Annotated in this window: 8 protein-coding genes; all 8 read left to right on the forward strand. The window is 71.8% G+C overall.

The window, feature by feature from the left end:
* Positions 1-102: 102 nt before the first annotated feature.
* Positions 103-1458 carry a lysine N(6)-hydroxylase/L-ornithine N(5)-oxygenase family protein gene (locus ACZ4V1_RS23215; protein WP_468339110.1) on the forward strand — a complete coding sequence of 452 codons (1356 nt, stop codon included), beginning with the start codon at positions 103-105 and terminating at the stop codon, positions 1456-1458.
* 11 nt (positions 1459-1469) lie between these two features.
* Positions 1470-2528: a FecCD family ABC transporter permease gene (locus tag ACZ4V1_RS23220; RefSeq protein WP_468339112.1), complete on the forward strand. Its 1059-nt coding sequence runs from the start codon at positions 1470-1472 to the stop codon at positions 2526-2528.
* A gap of 17 nt (positions 2529-2545) precedes the next feature.
* A complete protein-coding gene (locus ACZ4V1_RS23225) occupies positions 2546-3607 on the forward strand; it encodes a FecCD family ABC transporter permease (protein WP_468339270.1) in 1062 nt (353 codons plus the stop codon).
* 38 nt (positions 3608-3645) lie between these two features.
* Positions 3646-4503 (forward strand): ABC transporter ATP-binding protein, encoded by an 858-nt coding sequence (locus ACZ4V1_RS23230; RefSeq protein WP_468339114.1) that lies wholly within the window; start codon positions 3646-3648, stop codon positions 4501-4503.
* Positions 4504-4596: 93 nt separating this feature from the next.
* The gene (locus ACZ4V1_RS23235; protein ID WP_468339116.1) at positions 4597-5655 is read left to right on the forward strand and encodes an iron-siderophore ABC transporter substrate-binding protein; all 1059 of its coding nucleotides are present in this window, start codon (positions 4597-4599) and stop codon (positions 5653-5655) included.
* A 2-nt stretch (positions 5656-5657) separates the two neighbouring features.
* Positions 5658-7445 (forward strand): ABC transporter ATP-binding protein, encoded by a 1788-nt coding sequence (locus ACZ4V1_RS23240; protein WP_468339118.1) that lies wholly within the window; start codon positions 5658-5660, stop codon positions 7443-7445.
* Between the two features lie 57 nt (positions 7446-7502).
* Positions 7503-18479 carry a non-ribosomal peptide synthetase gene (locus ACZ4V1_RS23245; RefSeq protein ID WP_468339120.1) on the forward strand — a complete coding sequence of 3659 codons (10977 nt, stop codon included), beginning with the start codon at positions 7503-7505 and terminating at the stop codon, positions 18477-18479.
* Positions 18466-20166, forward strand: coding sequence for an ABC transporter ATP-binding protein (locus ACZ4V1_RS23250; RefSeq protein ID WP_468339122.1), 1701 nt, complete (start codon positions 18466-18468; stop codon positions 20164-20166). Before ACZ4V1_RS23245 ends, ACZ4V1_RS23250 begins: the two co-directional genes overlap by 14 nt.
* The last annotated feature ends 170 nt before the right edge of the window (positions 20167-20336 follow it).

Below are 20336 nucleotides of genomic sequence, written 5' to 3' on the forward strand. Positions count from 1 at the left end.
TAGCTTAGGCTCCCCTAAGTTCCCGGCGGCCGCTCCGTCGGCATGCCCCATTCCGGCAATCCCCACGCCCGACAGGCGACTGTCCCGCACGATGGGAGTGACATGTCACAGGTTCTTCCTGATGACGCAACACCGGTCCACGACCTCATTGGCATCGGCTTCGGACCCTCCAATGTCGCCATGGCGATCGCGATCGGCGAACACAACGCACGCGCCGGCCGGCAGGAGGCGATCAGCGCCCGCTTCTTCGAGCAGCAGCCGCACTTCGGCTGGCACCGCGGGATGCTGATCGACGACGCCACCATGCAGGTGTCCTTCCTCAAGGACCTGGTAACACTCCGGAACCCGGCCAGCGAGTTCAGCTTCCTCTGCTACCTGCAGAGCAAGGGACGGCTGATCGACTTCATCAACCACAAGAACCTCTTCCCGCTGCGGGTGGAGTTCCACGACTACTTCGAGTGGGCCGCGGGCAAGGTCGACGACATGGTCTCCTACGGGCACCAGGTCGTCGGCGTCGCGTCCGTCGTCCGGGACGGAACGGTGGATCACCTGGAGGTGACGGTCCGTTCGGGAGGGGGGACCCAGGTCCACCGGGCGCGCAACCTCGTCATCGGAACCGGGCTGCGTCCCCTGCTTCCGGACGGCGTGGAGCGCGGCGAACGGGTCTGGCACAACTCCGAACTGCTGGCGAAGGTCGACGGGCTGGAAGGCACCTCGCCCTCTCGGTTCGTGGTCGTCGGCGCCGGGCAGAGCGCCGCCGAGAACGTCGCCTACCTGCACCGCCGCTTCCCCGAGGCCGAGGTCTGCGCGGTCTTCACCCGGTACGGCTACAGTCCCGCCGACGACAGCGGGTTCGCCAACCGGATCTTCGACCCCGCGGCGGTCGACGACTACTTCGCCGCGCCCGGCAGCGTCAAACGCCGGCTGATGGACTACCACGGCAACACCAACTACTCCGTGGTGGACATCGACCTGATCGACGACCTCTACCGGCAGATGTACCGGGAGAAGGTCCTCGGTACCGAGCGGCTGCGCTTCCTCAACGTGTCCCGGCTCACCGAGGTCAAGGAGACGCCCGACAACGTCCGAGCCACCGTCACCTCCCTCGTCACCGGCGAGGAGACCTTCCTGGACGCGGACGTCGTGGTCTTCGCCACCGGCTACAGCCCGGCCGATCCCCTCGGCCTGCTCGGCGAGGTCGCGGACCGCTGCCTCAGGGACGAGGAGGGCCTGGTCCGCGTCGAGCGTGACTACCGCGTCGCGACCGACCCCGGCCTGCGCTGCGGCATCTACCTGCAGGGCGGTACGGAGCACACCCACGGCATCACGTCGTCCCTGCTGTCCAACACCGCCATCAGGGTCGGGGAGATCCTGGAATCACTGCTCGCCCGGGGCCTCAAGTCCGCCTCCGACGAGGCCCGGACGGTTGCCGACGGAGCCGGCACCACCGCCCGCTAATGTACGGCGCCATGGCCACGACTGCGGTTGAGCGCCCCCTGCCCAGGGGTACGACAGAGGCCCGCCGGAGGCGGGTTGCCGGTTTGGGGGTACTCGCGGTGATCCTCGTGGTCGCGACGGCGGCGTCGCTGGCCGTGGGTGCGCGCGCGCTGAGTCCCGCCGAGGTGTGGCACGGGCTGTCCGCGGCGCCCGACTCCGATCAGCGGCTCACGGAGATCAGGCTCATCGTGCGCACCGTGCGGGTGCCCCGCACGGTGCTGGCGGTCGTGGCGGGCGTCGCCCTGGGGATCGGCGGGGCACTGATCCAGGGGTACACGCGCAATCCGATCGCCGACACGGGCCTGCTGGGGGTGAACTCCGGTGCCTCGTTCGCCGTGGTGTCGGGGATCGCCCTGTTCGGCTTCACCAGTCCGTTCCAGTACGTCTGGTTCGCCTTCCTGGGCGCGGCGGTCGCGGGTGTCGTCGTGTTCGGGCTGTCGAGCATCGGCCGGGGCGCCGGCAACCCGTTGACGCTCGCCCTGGCCGGACAGGGCGTCACCGTGTTCCTCGCGGCGATGACCACGGCGGTCGCGCTGACGGACAAGGCGTCGCTGAACGCCCTGCGGTTCTGGAACGCGGGCTCGGTGGCCGGTGTCGGGTTCGACGTCATCTGGCCGGTGACCGCGTTCATCGCGGTCGGGCTGGTGCTGGCACTGACCACGCTGCCGGCCATCAACCTGCTCAACCTCGGGGACGACGTGGCACGGGGGCTGGGTGTGAACATCGCGCTGAGCCGGACCGTCGGCATCGTCGCCGTCACCCTGCTGGCGGGCGCGGCGACGGCGGCGTGCGGCCCCATCGCGTTCATCGGCCTCATGGTGGCCCACGTGGCCAGGTACCTGACCGGGCCGGACTACCGCTGGCTGGTGCCCTACGCGGGTCTGCTGGGCGCCGTCGTCCTGCTGGTCTGCGACATCGTGGGCCGCTTGGTGGTGCGGCCGGGGGAGTTGGACGCGGGTGTCCTCGTCGCTCTGCTGGGCGCTCCCTTCTTCGCGGCCCTGGTGTGGCGCGGAAAGTTCAAGAACGCGTGAACGGGGCGGATGTGAAGGTGAACGGGGCCGACGTCAGGCCGTCCTTGACGCCGGGTGTGCGGTTCGGGCGCGTGTCCTTCGTGTGGCGGCCCTGGACCGCCTGCGTCACGCTGCTGCTGGCGGCGGCGGCCTTCCTGGTGTTCTGTCTGTCCATCGGCGTCGGGGACTTTCCCATCGGCCTGCCCCGGGTGGTCGCCACGATCCTCGGCGGGGGCGAGCGGGTCGACGAGTTCGTGATCATGGACCTGCGGATGCCACGTGCCCTCGCCGGTCTCGTCGTGGGTGTCGCGCTGGGGGTGTCCGGCGCGCTCACGCAGTCCATCGCGCGCAATCCGCTGGCCAGTCCGGACATTCTCGGCATCACCGGCGGCGCGAGCGCGGTCGCCGTTTTCCTGGTGACCGTTTCGGGTGGCACCTCCGCGGCGATCGTCGACTCCGTGGGACTGTCCGCCGCGGCGCTCGCGGGCGGTCTCGGCACCGGTCTGCTGGTGTACTTCCTGGCGTGGCGGCGCGGGATCGACGGCTTCCGGCTCATCCTCATCGGCATCTCGGTGAGCGCCGTGATGCAGGCGATCACGACCTGGCTGCTGGTCACGGCCGACATCAGGGATGTGGCCCGGGCCCAGGCGTGGCTGGTCGGCTCGCTGGACAACCGGTCCTGGGACGAGGTCCGGGTGGCCCTCTGGGGGACGCTCGTCCTCCTGGCCGTCGTCTCCTGTGTCGCTTTCCAGTTCAAGCCGATGCACTTCGGCGACGAGGTCGCCGCGGGCCTCGGCGTCCGGTACTCGACGGTGCGGGCGGTGCTGCTGCTGTGCGCGGTGCTGCTGGCCGGCGTGGCGGTGAGCGCGGCGGGTCCGGTCCCGTTCGTCGCGCTGGTGGCACCGCAGGTGGCGATGCGTCTGGCGAGGTGCCCGACACCGCCGTTGGCGGCCTCCGGCATGGTGGGAGCGCTGTTGCTGATCGGCTGCGACCTGGTGGCCCGCACGGCCCTGCCGGTCTCTCTCCCGGTCGGCGTGGTCACCGCCGCGATCGGCGGCCCCTTCCTCGTCTATCTGCTGGTACGGGCGAACCGCAGATAGCTGGTACAAAGTAAGGCAAGCCTAAACAAGGGGGCCTCGTGGTCGTTCAGTCCATCAGCGCGGTCGGGTCCGGGACCCATGACGTCTCACGGCTGGCGGCCAGGGGTGTCACGGTCGGGTACGGCGCCCGGACCGTCATCGACGAGCTCGACGTGGCCATCCCGCCCGGGGTGATCACCACGATCATCGGGCCCAACGGCTGTGGGAAGTCGACCCTGTTGCGGACGCTGTCGAGGTTGCTCAAGCCGACCAGGGGCACGGTCGTGCTGGACGGCGAGGACATCGTCACGCTCAGGACCAGGGACGTGGCGAAGAAGCTCGGCCTGCTGCCCCAGGCTCCGGTCGCCCCGGACGGGCTGACGGTGTCCGACCTGGTCGCCAGGGGCCGTCATCCGCACCAGAGCTGGCTGCGGCAGTGGTCGTCGGACGACGCCGCCGTCGTCGAGCGCGCGCTGGCCATGACCGGGGTCTCGGACCTCGCCGACCGCCCGGTCGACTCGCTGTCCGGCGGCCAGCGTCAGCGCGTCTGGATCTCGATGACCCTGGCCCAGGGCACCGACCTGCTGCTGCTGGACGAGCCGACCACGTACCTGGACCTGGCGCACGCGATCGACGTGCTCGATCTGGTGGACGACCTGCACGAGTCGGGGTGCACGGTGGTCATGGTGCTCCACGACCTCAATCTGGCCACGCGCTACAGCGACAACCTCGTCGTGATGCGGGAGGGGGCGGTCCTGGCGCAGGGGCACCCGCGCGACGTGATATCCGCCGAGCTGCTGCACGAGGCCTTCGGTCTGCGCGCCAAGGTGATCGACGATCCGGTGGGTGATCGCCCCCTCATCGTCCCGATCGGACGGACCCACGCCGAACTCGGCCAAGCGGTAACAGAGTTGTAGTGGTGAGGGTAGGCTAACCTCACTCGAGCGCGGTAAGGTGTGCTGCCCTTGGACGGGGCCGCAGTGGACAGTGCGACAGCAAGGGATCTCCGGATGCTCCTCCACAGAACGACGCGTATCAGGACCTGGCGGCGGTTGGCGGCGGTACTGTCCGCCGCCGCCCTCGGCGCCGGCCTCCTCGCGGGATGCGGTTCCGACTCGAACGACTCGGCGGACAAGGCGGGCGACGACGCCCCGGCCGCCGCCTCCGGGGCCTTCCCGGTCACCGTGGAGCACGCGTTCGGGACCACGAAGGTCACCGAGGCCCCCAAGCGGGTCGTCTCCGTCGGCTACACCGACGACCAGACCATCCTGGCCTTCGGCATCAAGCCGGTCGGCATGGTCGACCAGTACCCGAACCCGGCGGGCCAGAGTCCCGACATCAACACCCAGTGGCCCTGGGTGAAGGACAAGTGGGGCGACACCAAGCCCGAGGTCGTCATGAAGAACGGCGACTCCGGCCCCAACTTCGAGAAGATCGCCGCCCTGCGGCCGGACCTGATCATCGCGGTCTACTCCGAGATCGACCAGGCCGCCTACGACAAGCTCTCCAAGATCGCTCCCACGGTGGGCCGCACCAAGGCCGAGAAGGAGCCGTTCAGCGCTCCGTGGCAGGACAACGCGCTCCACATCGCCAAGGCGCTCGGCAAGGCCGAGGAGGGCGAGAAGATGGTGGCCGACATCCAGGGCAAGCTCGACGCGGCCAAGAAGGCGCACCCCGAGTTCGCGGGCCAGACCGCCGTGGTGTTGTCCTGGTACAAGAACTCGGTGGCGCCCTTCACCTCCACCGACGTGCGCGGACGGCTGGTGACGGGCCTCGGCTTCACGTACCAGACCGAGATCGACAAGGTCGCGGACGGCGACTTCTACACGACGCTCTCACCCGAGCGCGTCGACCTGGTCGACGTCGACCGCGTCTTCGTCATCAACGACAAGGCGGACCAGGACGCGCTGAAGAAGTTCAAGCTGTTCACCAACCTGGACGCCGTCAAGAACGGCAAGGTGTCGTACCTGCTGGACAGTGAGGGCCCGGCGGTCGGCGCGGCCATCTCCCAGGGCACCCTGCTGTCCATGCCGTACGCGATCGACGAGCTCGTCGAGTCGGTCGGGTAGGTGTGAGCGGCACCGACACACGCGTCGCCCCGGCGATCCTGCACACGGCGACCGGACGTGAGGCCACCCGGTGGGTCGCGGCGCACTGCCGCGAGGTGCCGTGGCTGACGGTCACCACCATGCTCACCACGGTGGCCGGTGCGGCGCTCCAGGTGCTCCCGGTGCTCCTCCTCGGCCGGGTGGTCGACGGGGTGGTCGGCGGCGAGTCACGATCGGTCCTGGTCACGGTCGGGGTCCTGATGGCGGCCGCCGCACTGCTCGGCGCGGTGGCCACCGCGGTGTCGACCTACCTCATCGGGCGGCTGGGCGCCGACCTTCTCGCGCGACTGCGGGAAGGCGCCGTCCGGGCGGTGCTGGGCATGCCCAGTACGCGGATCGAGCAGGTCGGCCGGGGAGACGTGCTGTCCAGGGTCGGTGACGATGTCGCCGTGATCTCCAACGGCATCCGGACGGCCGTCCCCACGGTGTTCTCGGCGGGGGTCCTGGTCGTCATCGCCACGGCGGGCATGTTCGGCCTGGACTGGCGGCTGGGGCTGGCCGGCGCCGGCGCGCTGCCCGCGTACGCGCTGGCCCTGCGGTGGTACCTCCCCCGGTCCGCCCCGCTGTACCGGAAGCAGCGGGTGGCGCAGGCGGACCGCGCGCAGGCGCTGATCAGTGGCCTGAACGGGATCGACACCGTCCGGGCGTACCGACTCGAGGGCGCCTTCCGGGAGAAGGTGACCACCGAGTCGTGGCGGGTGCGCGATCTCGGTATCGAGGTGTTCCGGTTCTTCGGCCGGTTCGTCGGCAGGGAGAACCGCGCCGAGTTCATCGGGCTGACCTTGATCATCGTGGTCGGGTACGCCCTCCTGGAGGCCGACGCCGCCAGCCTGGGCGAGGTGTCGGCGGCCCCGCTGCTGTTCCACCGGCTGTTCACCCCGCTGGGCGCCATCATGTTCACCTTCGACGAGGCGCAGAAGTCGGGTGCGAGCCTCACCCGGCTGGTCGGGGTGCTGGGAGAGGACTCGGCGGACCGGCTGGTGGGGGACACGTCGGTGGCGGCGGCGGACACCGTGCCGTACCCGGTGACGGTCCGGGGGCTGACGTTCGCCTATCCCGGCGCCGACGAGCCGGTCCTCAGGGAGGTCGACCTGACGATTCCGGCGGGCGGCTCGCTCGCCCTGGTGGGGGCGACGGGGGCGGGAAAGACGACCCTGGCCGCGCTGATCGCGGGTATCGGGACGCCGCAGGCCGGTTCGGTGCGCGTGGGGCCGACCGATCTGGCCGGACTGGACGAGGCGGGAGCCCGGGCCCTGGTGAGCATCCTGACGCAGGAGACGCACGTGTTCTCCGGACCGCTCGCCGACGACCTGCGGCTGGCCGCTCCGGAGGCGACCGACGCCGAACTCCTGGCCGCCCTGCGCACGGTCGGCGCCGAGGCGTGGGTCGACGCGCTGCCCGACGGGCTGCACACCCTGGTCGGCGAGGGCGGCGAGCGCCTCGACGTCACCAGGGTCGCCCAGATCGCCCTGGCCCGGCTGGTGTTGAGCCGGTCGCCGGTGGTGGTGCTGGACGAGTCGACCGCGGAGGCGGGCAGCGAGGGCGCCGCCGAGCTGGAACGGGCCGTGCGGGCCGCCTGCTCGGGCCGGACCACGCTGTTCGTGGCGCACCGGCTGACCCAGGCGATGGCGGCGGACCGGATCGCCGTACTGGACGCGGGGCGTGTCGTGGAGGAAGGCACGCACGAGGAGTTGGTGGCTCTGGGCGGCCGGTACGCACGGCTGTGGCGAGCCTGGCGAGAAGGTAGTTAGGCATGCCTAAGTTAGGTTAGCCTGCCTGCATTCCTTGGAAGGGGCGTTGAGTCTTCGATGATGGAACCGACCGCTCGTCTCGTACGGCTTTCTCCCGGGCACCTGACCGGCATCCGCCGCCGCACCGGCGACTTCTCCGACAGGACCATCGCCGAGGCCTGCGCCATCGGGCTGTCGTACTGGGCGACGGGCCGGAGCCCCGACGGCATCGACCTCACCCCCGCCACCCTGTTCGCCGACGTCCTCGGCTGGGTCGCCAACGGCGGTTCGGCACCCGGCCGTTGGCAGGTCGGAACGGACGTACGGAGCATCTCCCTCCCGGAAGGCGTCGCACCGGACGACGCCCAGCTCGCCCTCGACGACCTGGCCGACTTCCCGGACCGGCCCGTCGGCACCATACGGCCGTCCAGTGGGAAGGCACGGCTGGCGGAGCTGGCCGAGTGGAACGACACCGACGCGGACCGGGTCCGCCCGACGCTGGTGGAGATGTTCCACGAACAGGTGCGGACCCGGCCGGACGCCGTGGCCGTCGTCGACGAGCGGCGGACGCTGACCTACCGTGAGACGGCCGAGCTGGCCGGTCAGTTGGCCCACCACCTGATCGAACGCGGACTCACCGCCGAGCAGGTCGTCGGCATCTCCCTGGAGCGCTCCGCCGCCATGGTGATCGGCCTCCTCGGCGTGCTCCAGGCGGGTTGCGCCTTCGTGCCGCTCGATCCGCACTGGCCCACCGCGCGCCGGGCCGTCGTCATCGAGGACGCCCGGGTCGTGGCGCAGCTCAACGCGTCGGGCGAGCACGCCGCCGGCGAACCCGAGGCCGTGGCCGTGGACCTCGACGACTGGCGGTACGCCTCCCACCCGGCCGAGGGAACCTCGGTCACCGTCCTGGGCGACGCCCTGGCCTACGTGATCTTCACGTCCGGTTCGACCGGGCGGCCCAAGGGCGCGATGATCCGGCACGAAGCGATCAGCGAGCGCCTGCTGTGGCAGGTCCACGAGATCCTGGGCTTCGGCCACGACGACGCGTCCCTGTTCAAGGCACCGCTGTCCTTCGACATCTCCATCAACGAGATCTTCCTGCCGCTGGTGTCCGGTGCCCGGCTGGTGGTCCTGCGGCCCGGCGGCGAACGCGATCCGCACCACCTGCTGAGCGTGATCGCCGAGCAGCGCGTCACCTTCACCTACCTGGTGTCCTCCATGCTGGACGTGCTGCTGGAGATGACGGGCGACTCCGGGCGGCTCGACAGCCTGCGGCACGTCTGGTGCGGCGGCGAAGTGCTCACTCCCGAACTGTACGAGCGGTTCCGCACCCGGCTCGACATCCCCCTGTACCACGGCTACGGACCCGCCGAGACGACGATCGGCGTCTCCCACGTCGTCTACCGGGGCGCGGCCGAACGCCTGTCGACCTCGATCGGCAAGGCCAACCCCAATACCCGGTTGTACGTGCTCGACGACGAGCTGCGGCCGGTACCGGTGGGCGTCGGCGGCGAGTTGTACGTGGGAGGGTTCCTCCTGGGGCGCGGATACGTGGGAGCGCCCGGTCTGACGGCGTCCCGTTTCGTCGCGAACCCCTTCGCGAACGACGGATCCCGGCTGTACCGGACCGGTGACCTCGCGCGCTTCGCCCCCGACGGCTCGCTGGACTTCCTCGGCCGGGCCGACAACCAGATCAAGATCCGCGGCATGCGGCTGGAGATCGAGGACGTCGAGGCCGGCCTCGCCGAACACCCCGCGGTCCGGCACACCTGCGTCGTCGCGAAGAAGAACGCGGCCGGCGGCACCTATCTGGTGGGGTACGTGATCCCGGCCGCGGGGAACGACGGCCTGCGGGCGGCCGACGTGAAGGCGTGGGCCGGCGAGCACATGGTGGAGTACATGGTGCCCGCCCGCATCGTCGTGATGAAGGAGTTCCCGCTCACCGCGAACGGCAAGCTGGACCGGCACGCGCTGCCCGAGCCCACGGGCGGGACGGCCGCGGTCGTCCCGCCCGCCACCGAGAACGAGCGCGCGGTGTGCGCGGCGGTCGCGGCGCTGCTGCAACTGGACGAAGTCGGTGTCGACCAGGACTTCTTCCAGCTCGGCGGGGACAGCATTCTGGCGATCTCGCTGCTGAGCGCGCTGCGCGACGCGGGGCTCCACGTCACGGCCCGGCAGATCTTCACCCACGGCACCGTGGGGGCGCTGGCGGCGGTGGCGAGCCGTGAGGACGCCGCCACCGTGGACCACCGTGACGTACCGACCGGCCCCGTCGTGGGATCCCCCGTCGTGCAGTGGCTCGGAGAGACCACGGACGCGATCGACGGCTTCGTGCAGTCGGTGGTGCTCAACACCCCGTCGGCCCTGACCGCCGACGCCCTCGACGAGATCCTCGCCGCCTTGGTCGGGCGGCACGCCATGCTGCGGGCCAGACTGGTGCGCGGCGACCGCTGGGGCTTCGACATCCCGGAGGCGGACGAAACGAACCATGCGAACCGGTCGCACCGGACGAGCGCGCGGTGGCAGCAGAGCGACCGGCCGCTCGACGAGTGCGTCGCGGCGGCCACCGAGGGGCTGGACCCGGAGCACGGCGTGATGCTGCGCGCCGTCTGGCGCCGCGAGGCGCGGCAGTTGGTGCTGGTGGCCCACCACGTCGTGATCGACGGCGTGTCCTGGCGGATCCTGATGGACGACCTGGCCACCGCGTGGCGGCAGTCCGCCTCGGGCGACCCGGTCGAACTGCCGCCGGTGGGCACGTCGTTCCGGCGCTGGACGCAGTTGCTGGAGCGCGCGGCGTTCGACGCGGACAGTGCCTACTTCCGGCGCGCCCTGCCGGGTGCGGACGAACCGGTGGGCAGACGCGCGCCGACCGAGGCCGACACCGTCGCGCGGGAGCGGGTGCGGACCGTCTCCGTCGGCGCGGGGATCACGGCCGCGCTGCTGAGCGAGATACCCGCGAAGTTCCACGCGGGCGTCAACGACGTGCTGCTGACCGCGCTCGCCGTCGCCCTCGCGCGCCGGCGCCGCGACCTGGGCCAGGACCAGACGTTCGCGTACGTCGAACTCGAGGGCCACGGCCGAGAGGGACGGTTCGTGGCCCCCTCCGCCGGCTTCGAGCCGGAACTGTCGCGAACGGTCGGCTGGTTCACCACCCTGTTCCCGGTGACCGTGGACCCCGGCGCGGCCCCCGACCCCACCGCACCCGGATACCTGACCGCCGCGCTCAAGGCGGTCAAGGAAGACCTCTCCCGGGTACCGGACAACGGCATCTCCTACGGCGCCCTGCGGTACCTGGCGCACACCGAGTTCGACGCGCCCGCACCCCAGGTGCTGTTCAACTACCTGGGCCGTTTCGACGCCGGGGCGTCGGGCGACTGGCAACTCGCGCGGGCCACCGGGCAACTGGGGGAGAAGCGCGACCCGCGGATGCGTCTGCCCCGCGCCCTGGAGTTCAACGCCATCGCCGAACCCGCGTCGACCGGCGAGTACGAGCTGGTCACCGCCATCTCCTGGCCCGAAGGGATGTTCACCGACGAGGACATCGCGACACTCGGCGATTACTACGGGGAGGCCCTGGCCGGGCTGGCCGCGCTGGAGCGGGGCGGCCACTCGCCCAGCGACTTCGCGCCGGTGCCGCTCACCCAGGCCGACGTCGACGCGCTGGACGGTCCCGCACTGCGGGACATCCTGCCGCTTACTCCGCTGCAGGAAGGCCTCTACTTCCACTCCGTCTACGACGACGACTCGGCGGGCAGCTACGTCGAACAGCAACTGCTGACACTGGACGGCGAGGTGGACGCCGCTCGGCTCGCGGCGGCGGCCACCCGGCTGCTCACGCTCTACCCGAACCTGGCGGCGCGGTTCGTGGCCCTCGCCGACGGCCGCGTGGTCTCCGTGCTGGAGAGCGGGGTCGAGGCGCCCTTCACCACGCTGGACCGCCCCGGCATCACCGACGACGAGATCCGCGACCACGCGGAGCGGGACCGCCGCGCCGGGTTCGACCTGGCCACCGGCCCGCTGATGCGGTACACGCTCATCCGCGGGGGCCCGGGCCGCGACGTCCTGGTGCAGACCGTGCACCACATCATCGCCGACGGCTGGTCGGTGCCGCCCATGCTGCGCACGATGCTGGCCGAGTACCACGCGCCGGGGACCGTGTACGCGCTCGGCGGTTTCCCCGACCACGTACGCCGGCTCGCCGGACGCGACGACGACACGAGCGACCGGGTCTGGCGCGAGCAGCTCGCCGGACTGCCCGGCCCCTCGCTGGTAGCCGAGGGGCACACCCCTTCGGACCGGTTCGCCGACACCGCCGTGGAGGCCGACGTCGACGCCGCCGCCCGGTCGGCCGGCGTACCGCTGAGCGTGGCCGTGCACAGCGCCTGGGCGGTGACACTGGGCGGCATCCTGCACGGCAGGGACGTGGTGTTCGGCTCCACGGTGTCCGGGCGCGACGCGGACGTCCCCGGCATCGAGGACATGGTCGGTCTGCTGATCAACACGATCCCCGTGCGTGCCCGGTGGGCGGACACGACCACCGCGCGCGACCTGCTCGCCTCGGTCAGGGCACACCAGAGCGCGGTCCTGCCGCACCAGCACGTCTCGCTGGCGAGGATCGCCCGCCAGACCGGCACGGTCACCTTGTTCGACACCCTGGTGGTGTTCGACGTGGCGACCGACGTGAGCGGCCTGCGGCGGCCCGGCGACACGCTGGTCGTCACCGGCGTCGTGAACGAGGGCGCCCCGCACTACCCCTTGACACTGGTGGTGGAGCGTACGCTCGGCGGCCGTCCGCGCTTCAGCCTGATCCACGACGGCGAGCTCCTGCGGGAGGCGGGTGCCCGCACGATCCTGCACACCTTCACCCGGACCCTCACCGGCCTGCTCACCCGGCCGGACGCCCTGGTCGACGCCCTGGCATCCGAGGGGGCCTCCCGGCGTACCGAACCCGTCCCCCCGACGACCCTGGACGGCCTGTTCGACGCCGCCGCGCGCCGGGACCCGGCCGCCACCGCCGTCACCCAGTGCGGTCTCGACGGCGGAACCCGGTCCCTGACCTACGGCGAACTGGCGGACGCGAAGAGCGCCCTGGCCGCGGCGCTGCGCGCGTGCGGTGTCGGACCCGGCAAGCGGGTCGCCGTGGCCCTCCCGCGCTCCGTCGAGCAGGTCGTCGCCCTGGTCGCGATCGTCAGCGCGGGGGGCGCGTACGTGCCGCTGGACCTGGCGTACCCGGACGAGCGACTGGAGTACGTACTCGCCGACGCCGCCCCGCAGGTCGTGTTCGTGCACCCGGAGCAGCGCGAGCGCTTCACCCGGCTGCTGGCCCGGGCAGGCGTGCCCGCCCGCGTGCTCGTGCAGGGGGAGGTGCCGCCCGCGGCGGCCACCGAGCCGGGGCCCGGAGCCGGTTGGACCGACCCCGCCTACGTGATCTACACATCAGGATCGACCGGCAGGCCCAAGGGTGTCGTCGTCCCGCACTCCAGCGTGGTGACACTGCTCGCGAACACGCGGTCGGACATGGCCTTCGGCCCGCACGACGTGTGGGTCCAGTTCCACTCCTTCTCCTTCGACTTCGCGGTATGGGAACTGTGGGGGGCGCTGGCGCACGGCGGCGAGCTGCTGGTCCCGGACTACGGGCTGACCCGCTCCCCGGTCGACTTCCACCGGCTGGTCCGCGAGCGCGGGGTGACCGTGCTCAACCAGACCCCGTCGGCGTTCTACCGGTTCACCGAGGCCGACCGGCAGGCCGGCGAGCCGCTGCCCGCGCTGCGCCGGATCATCTTCGGCGGCGAGGCCCTGGACCTCGGGCGGCTGCGCGGCTGGGTCGAGCGGCACGGCACCCGGTCGCCCGAGCTGGTCAACATGTACGGCATCACCGAGACCACCGTGCACGTCACCCACCGGGTGCTGACCGACGAGGACTTCGGCCCCGGCGGCGGCTCCGGCCCGATCGGCGGCCCGCTTCCCGGTCTGGTCACCTACCTGCTCGACGACCGGCTCAGGCCGGTGCCGCCGGGCAGGGTGGGCGCCATCTACGTCGCCGGCGACCAGGTGTCGCTCGGCTACCTGGGCCGGCCCGGGCTGACCGCCGGCCGCTTCGTGGCGAACCCGTTCGCCGGCGACGGCTCCCGCATGTACCACACGGGGGACCTGGCCCGCCGCACGCTCGACGGCGAGCTCCGGTTCACCGGCCGTGCCGACGACCAGGTGCAGCTCAAGGGCTTCCGCATCGAGCTCGGCGAGGTGGAGTCCGCGATCGGGGAACTCGACGGCGTGGTCGACGCGGCCGTCACCGTCAGGGAGGGCGGCGAGCACCTGGTGGCGCACGTCGTGGGCCGGGTGCCCGCCGACTTCACCGAGCGACTGTCCGGGAAGCTGCCCGCGTACATGGTCCCGAGCGAGGTCCTCCCGGTCGAGGCCCTGCCGCTGACGGTCAACGGCAAGCTGGACCGCAGGACGCTGACGGAGCGAGCGGCCGAGTCCCGGCGGGAGGCGGAGCCGTATCGATCCGCGGCCGCGCCGCGGGGTGCGACCGGCCGCGGCGGACCTGCGGACGACAACGCCGGCGACGATTCCGGGCTCGCCGCCCTGACCGGCATCTTCGCGGACTCGCTCCCCGGCACCGGCGTGGACGCCGACACCGACTTCTTCGCCGCCGGAGGCGACAGCATCGTCGCCATCACCGTGATCAACCGGGCCAGGGCGCTCGGCCTGCCGATCGCGCCACGGGACGTGTTCCTGCTCAGGACTCCCCGCGCCCTCGCCGAGCACCTGGGGACGAGCAGCCCACTGCCCCCGGTGCCCGCGCCCGTCCGCCGCGCGGACGGCCCGCTGCCGCCGACGCCGATCGTCCTGCGGCAGCGGGACCTGGGCGGTTCCCTCGCCCGGTTCGCCCAGGCCAGGACACTGGTGGTCCCCGAGGGCACCGGCTTCGCCGACGTCGAGCGCGCCGCGCACACCGTCGTGGCCACGCACCCGGCCCTCCGCCTGCGCCTGCGGGTCGAGCACGGCGTGTGGTCGCTGCGCACCGAACCCGCGCGCCGGATCACCGTCGCCCGGACGCAGGCCACCGACGCGACGGCCGCGGCCGACGAAGCCGCCGGACGGCTCGATCCCGAGTCCGGGGACGTCATCGCGTTCACCTGGCTGGAGCGGATCCGGACACTGGTGGTCACCGTGCACCACCTCGCCGTCGACTCGGTCTCCTGGCTGATCCTGCTGGACGACCTGGCCACCGCGCTGGGCGGAGCGTCGCCGGCGTCCCCGACCACGTCCTATGCCGAGTACGCCGAAGCACTGGCGTCCGGGTCCGCCCACGCGGTCGGCGACCTGGGCCACTGGATCGCCACGCTCCAGGCGCCCGCGCCGCTGCCCGCGGCCGAAAGCTTGCGGGAGACGACGGTCGTGCTCGCGCCCGGCCTGAGCGATCGCGTGACCCGCACCGCGCCCGCCGCACTCGGCGTCGGTCTCACCGAGTTGCTGTGCGGCGCGCTTCGGTCCGCGCTGACACACATCCAGCCGTCGCCCACCGACCTCGCGATCGAGATGGAGCGGCACGGCCGGGTGCCGGCCCTCGAACACCACGACTACAGCCGCACGGTCGGCTGGTTCACCTCCATCGCGCCGGTACGGCTCACGGCGCACACCGACCCGCTCGCGGCCGCGCGCGAGGTCGCGGAACGCCAGCCGGACGAGCGCGCGCACGTCGCCTACGGACAACTCAGGTACCTCAACCCACAGACGGCGCCGCTGCTGACCGCCCGCCCGCAGGTACTGTTCAACTACCTCGGCCGGGGCGGCGAGTCCCAGGCGCCGCACCTCACCGGCGGTGACCAGAGCAGTCCGTACGCCGTCGAGGTCAACGCGTGGACCGACGCGGCCACCGGCAGCCTGCACGCGGCCTTCACCCTCGCCGAGGGCATCCCCGACGAGATCACCGGGCACTGGCACCGCGCACTGGAACACATCGCGGACGCCGCCGCGACGGCCGAGCGCACCGCACCGGTCACCCCGCTCCAGCGAGGCCTGTACTTCCAGGCCCAGATGACGGGCCCGGCCGGACACTACGTCGCGCAGAGCTACTTCACCTTCGACCGGCGCCTGGACACCGAGGCGCTGGCCGAGGCGATGGCACACGTGATCGCGCGCCACCCGGTCGTGGGTGCCGGCTTCACCACCGACGACGACGGGAACCCCGTCCAGGTCCTCGCGGCGGGCCGCCGAGTCGACGTCCGCACCGTGGAACCGGCGACGGACGCGGAGGCCGAAGCGCTGCGGGCCCGGGACCGGGACACGGGATTCGACCCGGGTGAGCCGCCCCTGGTCCGGTTGACCGTGGTGCGTCTGCCCGGCGACCGCGACGCACTGCTCCTCAGCTACCACCTGCTGCTGTGGGACGGCTGGTCCCGCGAGATCGTGCTGCGGGACCTCTTCGACGCGTATCAGGCCGTCCTGGCGGGTGAGCCGCCGGCAGCGGTCCCGGCCGCACCGAGCTTCCAGGACCACGCCCGAGCGCTCGCCGCCAGGGACCCGGCCGCATCGGAGCGCTTCTGGGCAAAGCACCTGGCAGGCCTCCCCGGACCGACGCTGCTCGCCGGACCGGCACCGTCCCTGACCGACGACCTGCCGCGCGCCCTCGTACACACGCTCTCCACCGAGCGGTCGGACCTGCTCAGGGAAGCCGCCAAGGCGCACGGCGTCACCCTGAACTCGCTGCTGACCGGCGCGTTCGGCCTCCTCCTCGGCGCGCACACCGGTCGCGCCGACGCAGTGTTCGGCGTGACCGTCTCCGGCCGGGAGGGCGAAGGGCTCTCCGACATCGTCGGCGTACTGCTCAACACGGTGCCCATGTGGACGCGGGCACGGCCGGACGAGACGGTCCGCGAGTACCTGAGGGCCGTTCAGGCCGCCAGGGTCGAGGCCATGGAACACGAGCACCTCGGCCTCGGCGAGATCCAGCGGGCCGGCGGACACGACACCCTCTTCGACAACCTGTTCGTGCTCCAGAACTTCCTGGACCTGGACGCCTTCGCCGAGATGAACGCCCGGCACGGCATCACCTCGGTGCGGGCCGACGACTCCACCCACTATCCGTTCACCTGGGTCGTCACGCCCGGCGACCGGCTCACCGTCAAACTGGAGCACCGCGACGACGACCCGGACCGCGCCCGTCGTCTCCTCGACGACTATCTGCGCGTACTCGACGAACTGGCCCGGTCCACCGGCCCGGTCGGCGCGCTCCGGGGCCCGGGGCCGGAACCCGAGTCCGCCCCACGCACCGACGTCGGCACGGACACCGTCGTCGACCGGTTCGACCTGGCGGCGGACCGGGCGCCCGGGCGGGTGGCGCTCGTCGCCCACGGTACGGCCATGACCTTCGCCGAACTCCGGGACCGCAGTCGCGCGGTGGCGGGTGTGCTGGCCGGGCGCGGCATCGGTCCCGAGGCGACCGTGGGCCTCGCCATCCCGCGCTCCCTCGACTCGATCGTGGCGCTGTTCGCCGTACTGCGCGTCGGCGCCGCGTACGTGCCGCTGGAACTGGACCACCCGGACGAGCGGATCGCCGCGATCGTCGCGGACGCCGGACCGGACGTGATCGTCACGGTGAGCGCCGTGTCACCCCGGCTGACCGGCGACCTGATCGAACTGGACCGTCCGCTGCCCGCGGCCGAGCCGTTCGTGACGTTCGCGCCACACGACCCGAACCGGCTGCGGCACCCCGCCTACACGATCTACACCTCCGGATCGACCGGGAAGCCCAAGGGCGTGGTGACCGAGTACGCCGGACTCACCAACATGCTGATCAACCACCAGCGCCGGATCTTCGAACCGGTGCTGGCCGAGCACGGCCACCGGGTCTTCCGGATCGCGCACACCGTGTCGTTCGCGTTCGACATGTCGTGGGAGGAGCTGCTGTGGCTCGCCGACGGCCATGAGGTGCACATCTGCGACGAGGAACTGCGCCGTGACGCGCCCAGGCTGGTCGAGTACTGCCTCGAGCACGGGATCGACGTGATCAACGTGACCCCGACCTACGCGCAGCAACTGGTGGCCGAGGGACTGCTCGACAACCCGGCACGCCGGCCCGCGCTGGTGCTGCTGGGCGGCGAGGCCGTCACCCCGGCGCTGTGGCGGCGGCTCGCCGAGACCGAGGGAACCGTGGGCTACAACCTGTACGGACCCACCGAGTACACCATCAACACCCTCGGCGTCGGCACCTTCGAGTGCCAGGACCCGGTGGTGGGGGTCGCGATCGACAACACGGACGTGTACGTCCTGGATCCGTGGCTGCGGCCGCTGCCGGACGGCGTGCCCGGAGAGCTGTACGTGTCGGGCGTCGGCATCGCGCGGGGCTACCTCGGGCAGCCCGCCCAGACCGCGCACCGCTTCGTCGCCTGCCCGTTCGCCGGACCCGGCGAGCGCATGTACCGCACCGGCGACCTGGTGGTCCGGCGGCCGGACGGGAACCTCATGTACCTGGGCCGCACCGACCAGCAGGTCAAGATCCGGGGGCACCGGGTCGAACCGGGCGAGGTCGAGGCCGCCTTCGCGGCGCACCCGGCGGTGCGGTTCGTCGCCGCGGTCGCCCAGCCCGACCCGCAGGTCGACGGGGCGTACCGGCTGGCCGCCTACCTGGTGCTGGACGGCTCCGGCCTGTCGGAGGTCGCCGCCCAGGTGGGTGCCGCGCTGCCGGACTTCCTGCGCCCGACGCACTACGCCGAGGTCGACGCGATCCCGCTGACCGTGAACGGGAAGGCCGACACCAGGGCGTTGCCGGAGGCCAAGCCGCTGGGCGCGCTGACCACGGCGGGGGAGCGCGGCCCGGAGACGGAGACCGAGACCGTGGTGTGCGAGTTCTTCGCCGAGGCACTGGACCTGGACGACGACGAGGTGAGCGCGGTGAGCGACTTCGTGTCCCTCGGGGGGCACTCCATGCTGGCGGTGCGGCTGACCGGGCTGCTCCGCCGGGAGTACGGTCCAGTGATCACCATCCGCGACCTGTTCACCCTGCGCACCCCGGAAGCGATTGCCCGCCACCTCGATGACGACTCCTGACACGCAGCGGCCCCGCCCGGGGTCCGACATCCTCCGCACCGCACTGCGCCGCAACATCGGCGCCATGGCCTGGGGCACCGTCCTCATGGGTCTGTACCAGGCCGGTGAGACCGCCTTCCCGATCGCCCTCGGCCTGATCGTCGAACACACGATGCGGGACCGGAGCCTCGGCTCGCTCGGCGTCTCGATCGCCGCGCTGGCCGTGATCATCACCACCGTGTCGCTGTCGTGGCGGTTCGGGATGCGCGTCCTGCAGAAGGCCAACACGACCGAGGCGCACCGCTGGCGGGTACGGGTCGCGGCCTGCGGACTCCAGCCGGTGGCCAGGGACGTCGACCTCAAGTCGGGTGAGGTGCTGACCATCGCCACGGAGGACGCCGACCAGACCGCCGACATCATCGAGGTGGTGCCGCTGCTGATCAGCTCACTGGTCGCGGTGGTGATCGCGGCGGTCGCACTGGGCCTGGCCGACCTCCGGCTCGGGCTGCTGGTGATCGTGGGAACCGTCGCGATCCTGACGATCCTGAGCGTGATGTCCAGACGGATCGGCTCCGGCACCCGTGAACAGCAGGCCCGGGTGGCACGGGCGGGCGCGAAGGTCGCCGACCTGATCATCGGACTGCGCCCGCTGCACGGCTTCGGAGGCAACCACGCCGCCTTCCGGTCCTACCGGAGGGTCAGCACGGAGGCGAAGCAGCAGTCGATCACCGTCGCCCGGGCGAACGGTGCGTACGCGGGCACCGCGCTGGCTCTCAACGCGGTCCTCGCCGCCGCCGTCACGCTGACGGCCGGCTGGCTGGCGTTCGACGGCCGGATCAACATCGGCGAACTCGTGATGGCCGTGGGACTCGCGCAGTTCATCATGGAACCGCTCAAACTCTTCTCCGAGATGCCCAAGTACGTGATGATCGCGCGCGCTTCGGCCGAGCGCATGGCGCTGGTCCTGACCGCGCCCCCGGTGACGACTCCCGGGGCGGAGCGCCCGGCCGCGGGCCGGGACCTCGAGGTCGACCGCGTGCGCCACGGGGCCCTGCGCAAGGTGGGGTTCCGGGTGGCCGCCGGCGAGTTCGTGGCCATCGCCGCCTACCAGCCGCGCGCGGCGGCCGATCTCGCTTCGATCCTGGCCCTGAACGTCCCGCCCGACGCGTACGAGGGCGCGGTGCGGGTCGGCGGCCGGGACCTCGTGGAGCTGTCGACCGAGGCGGTCCGCGAACTCATGCTGGTGAACCCGTACGACGGGGAGATCTTCGCGGGCACCCTCCGCACGAACATCGACCCGTCGGGCACCAGCCGGACGGTCCCCGAGGCCGTCGAGGCGTCCATGCTGACCGACGTCGTCGCCCTGCACCGCGAAGGGCTCGACCACCCCGTCCGCGACCGCGGCGCCAACCTGTCCGGCGGCCAGCGCCAACGGCTGTCCCTGGCCCGCGCGCTCGCCGCCGACACCGACGTCCTGGTCCTGCGCGATCCGACGACCGCCGTCGACGCGGTCACGGAGCAACTCATCGCGCGCAACGTCGCGAAACTGCGCCGGGGCCGCACCACGGTGGTGATCACCAGCAGTCCCGCCCTCCTGGACGCCGCCGACCGGGTCCTCGTCCTGGACGACGGCGCGATCACCGCGCAGGACACGCATCGCAACCTGCTCGCCACCGACGCCGACTACTGCAGGGCCGTGGCCCGGTGATCCGGAGGTCTCCCAGGTCTGTCCGACAGTCCCCGCCGTCGCCCGGAGGGCCGCCTCGCGGTGTCAGGTGCCTGCTCTCGGCGGGCCGGGCGCAGAGCCTCGTACTGGATGTACCCGGTTCTGCGCCCGGTGCGGCGAGAGTGTGTGCATGGCGTCGCGAGGCAGGCGGG

Source organism: Streptomyces sp. NPDC028991, assembly GCF_055564775.1.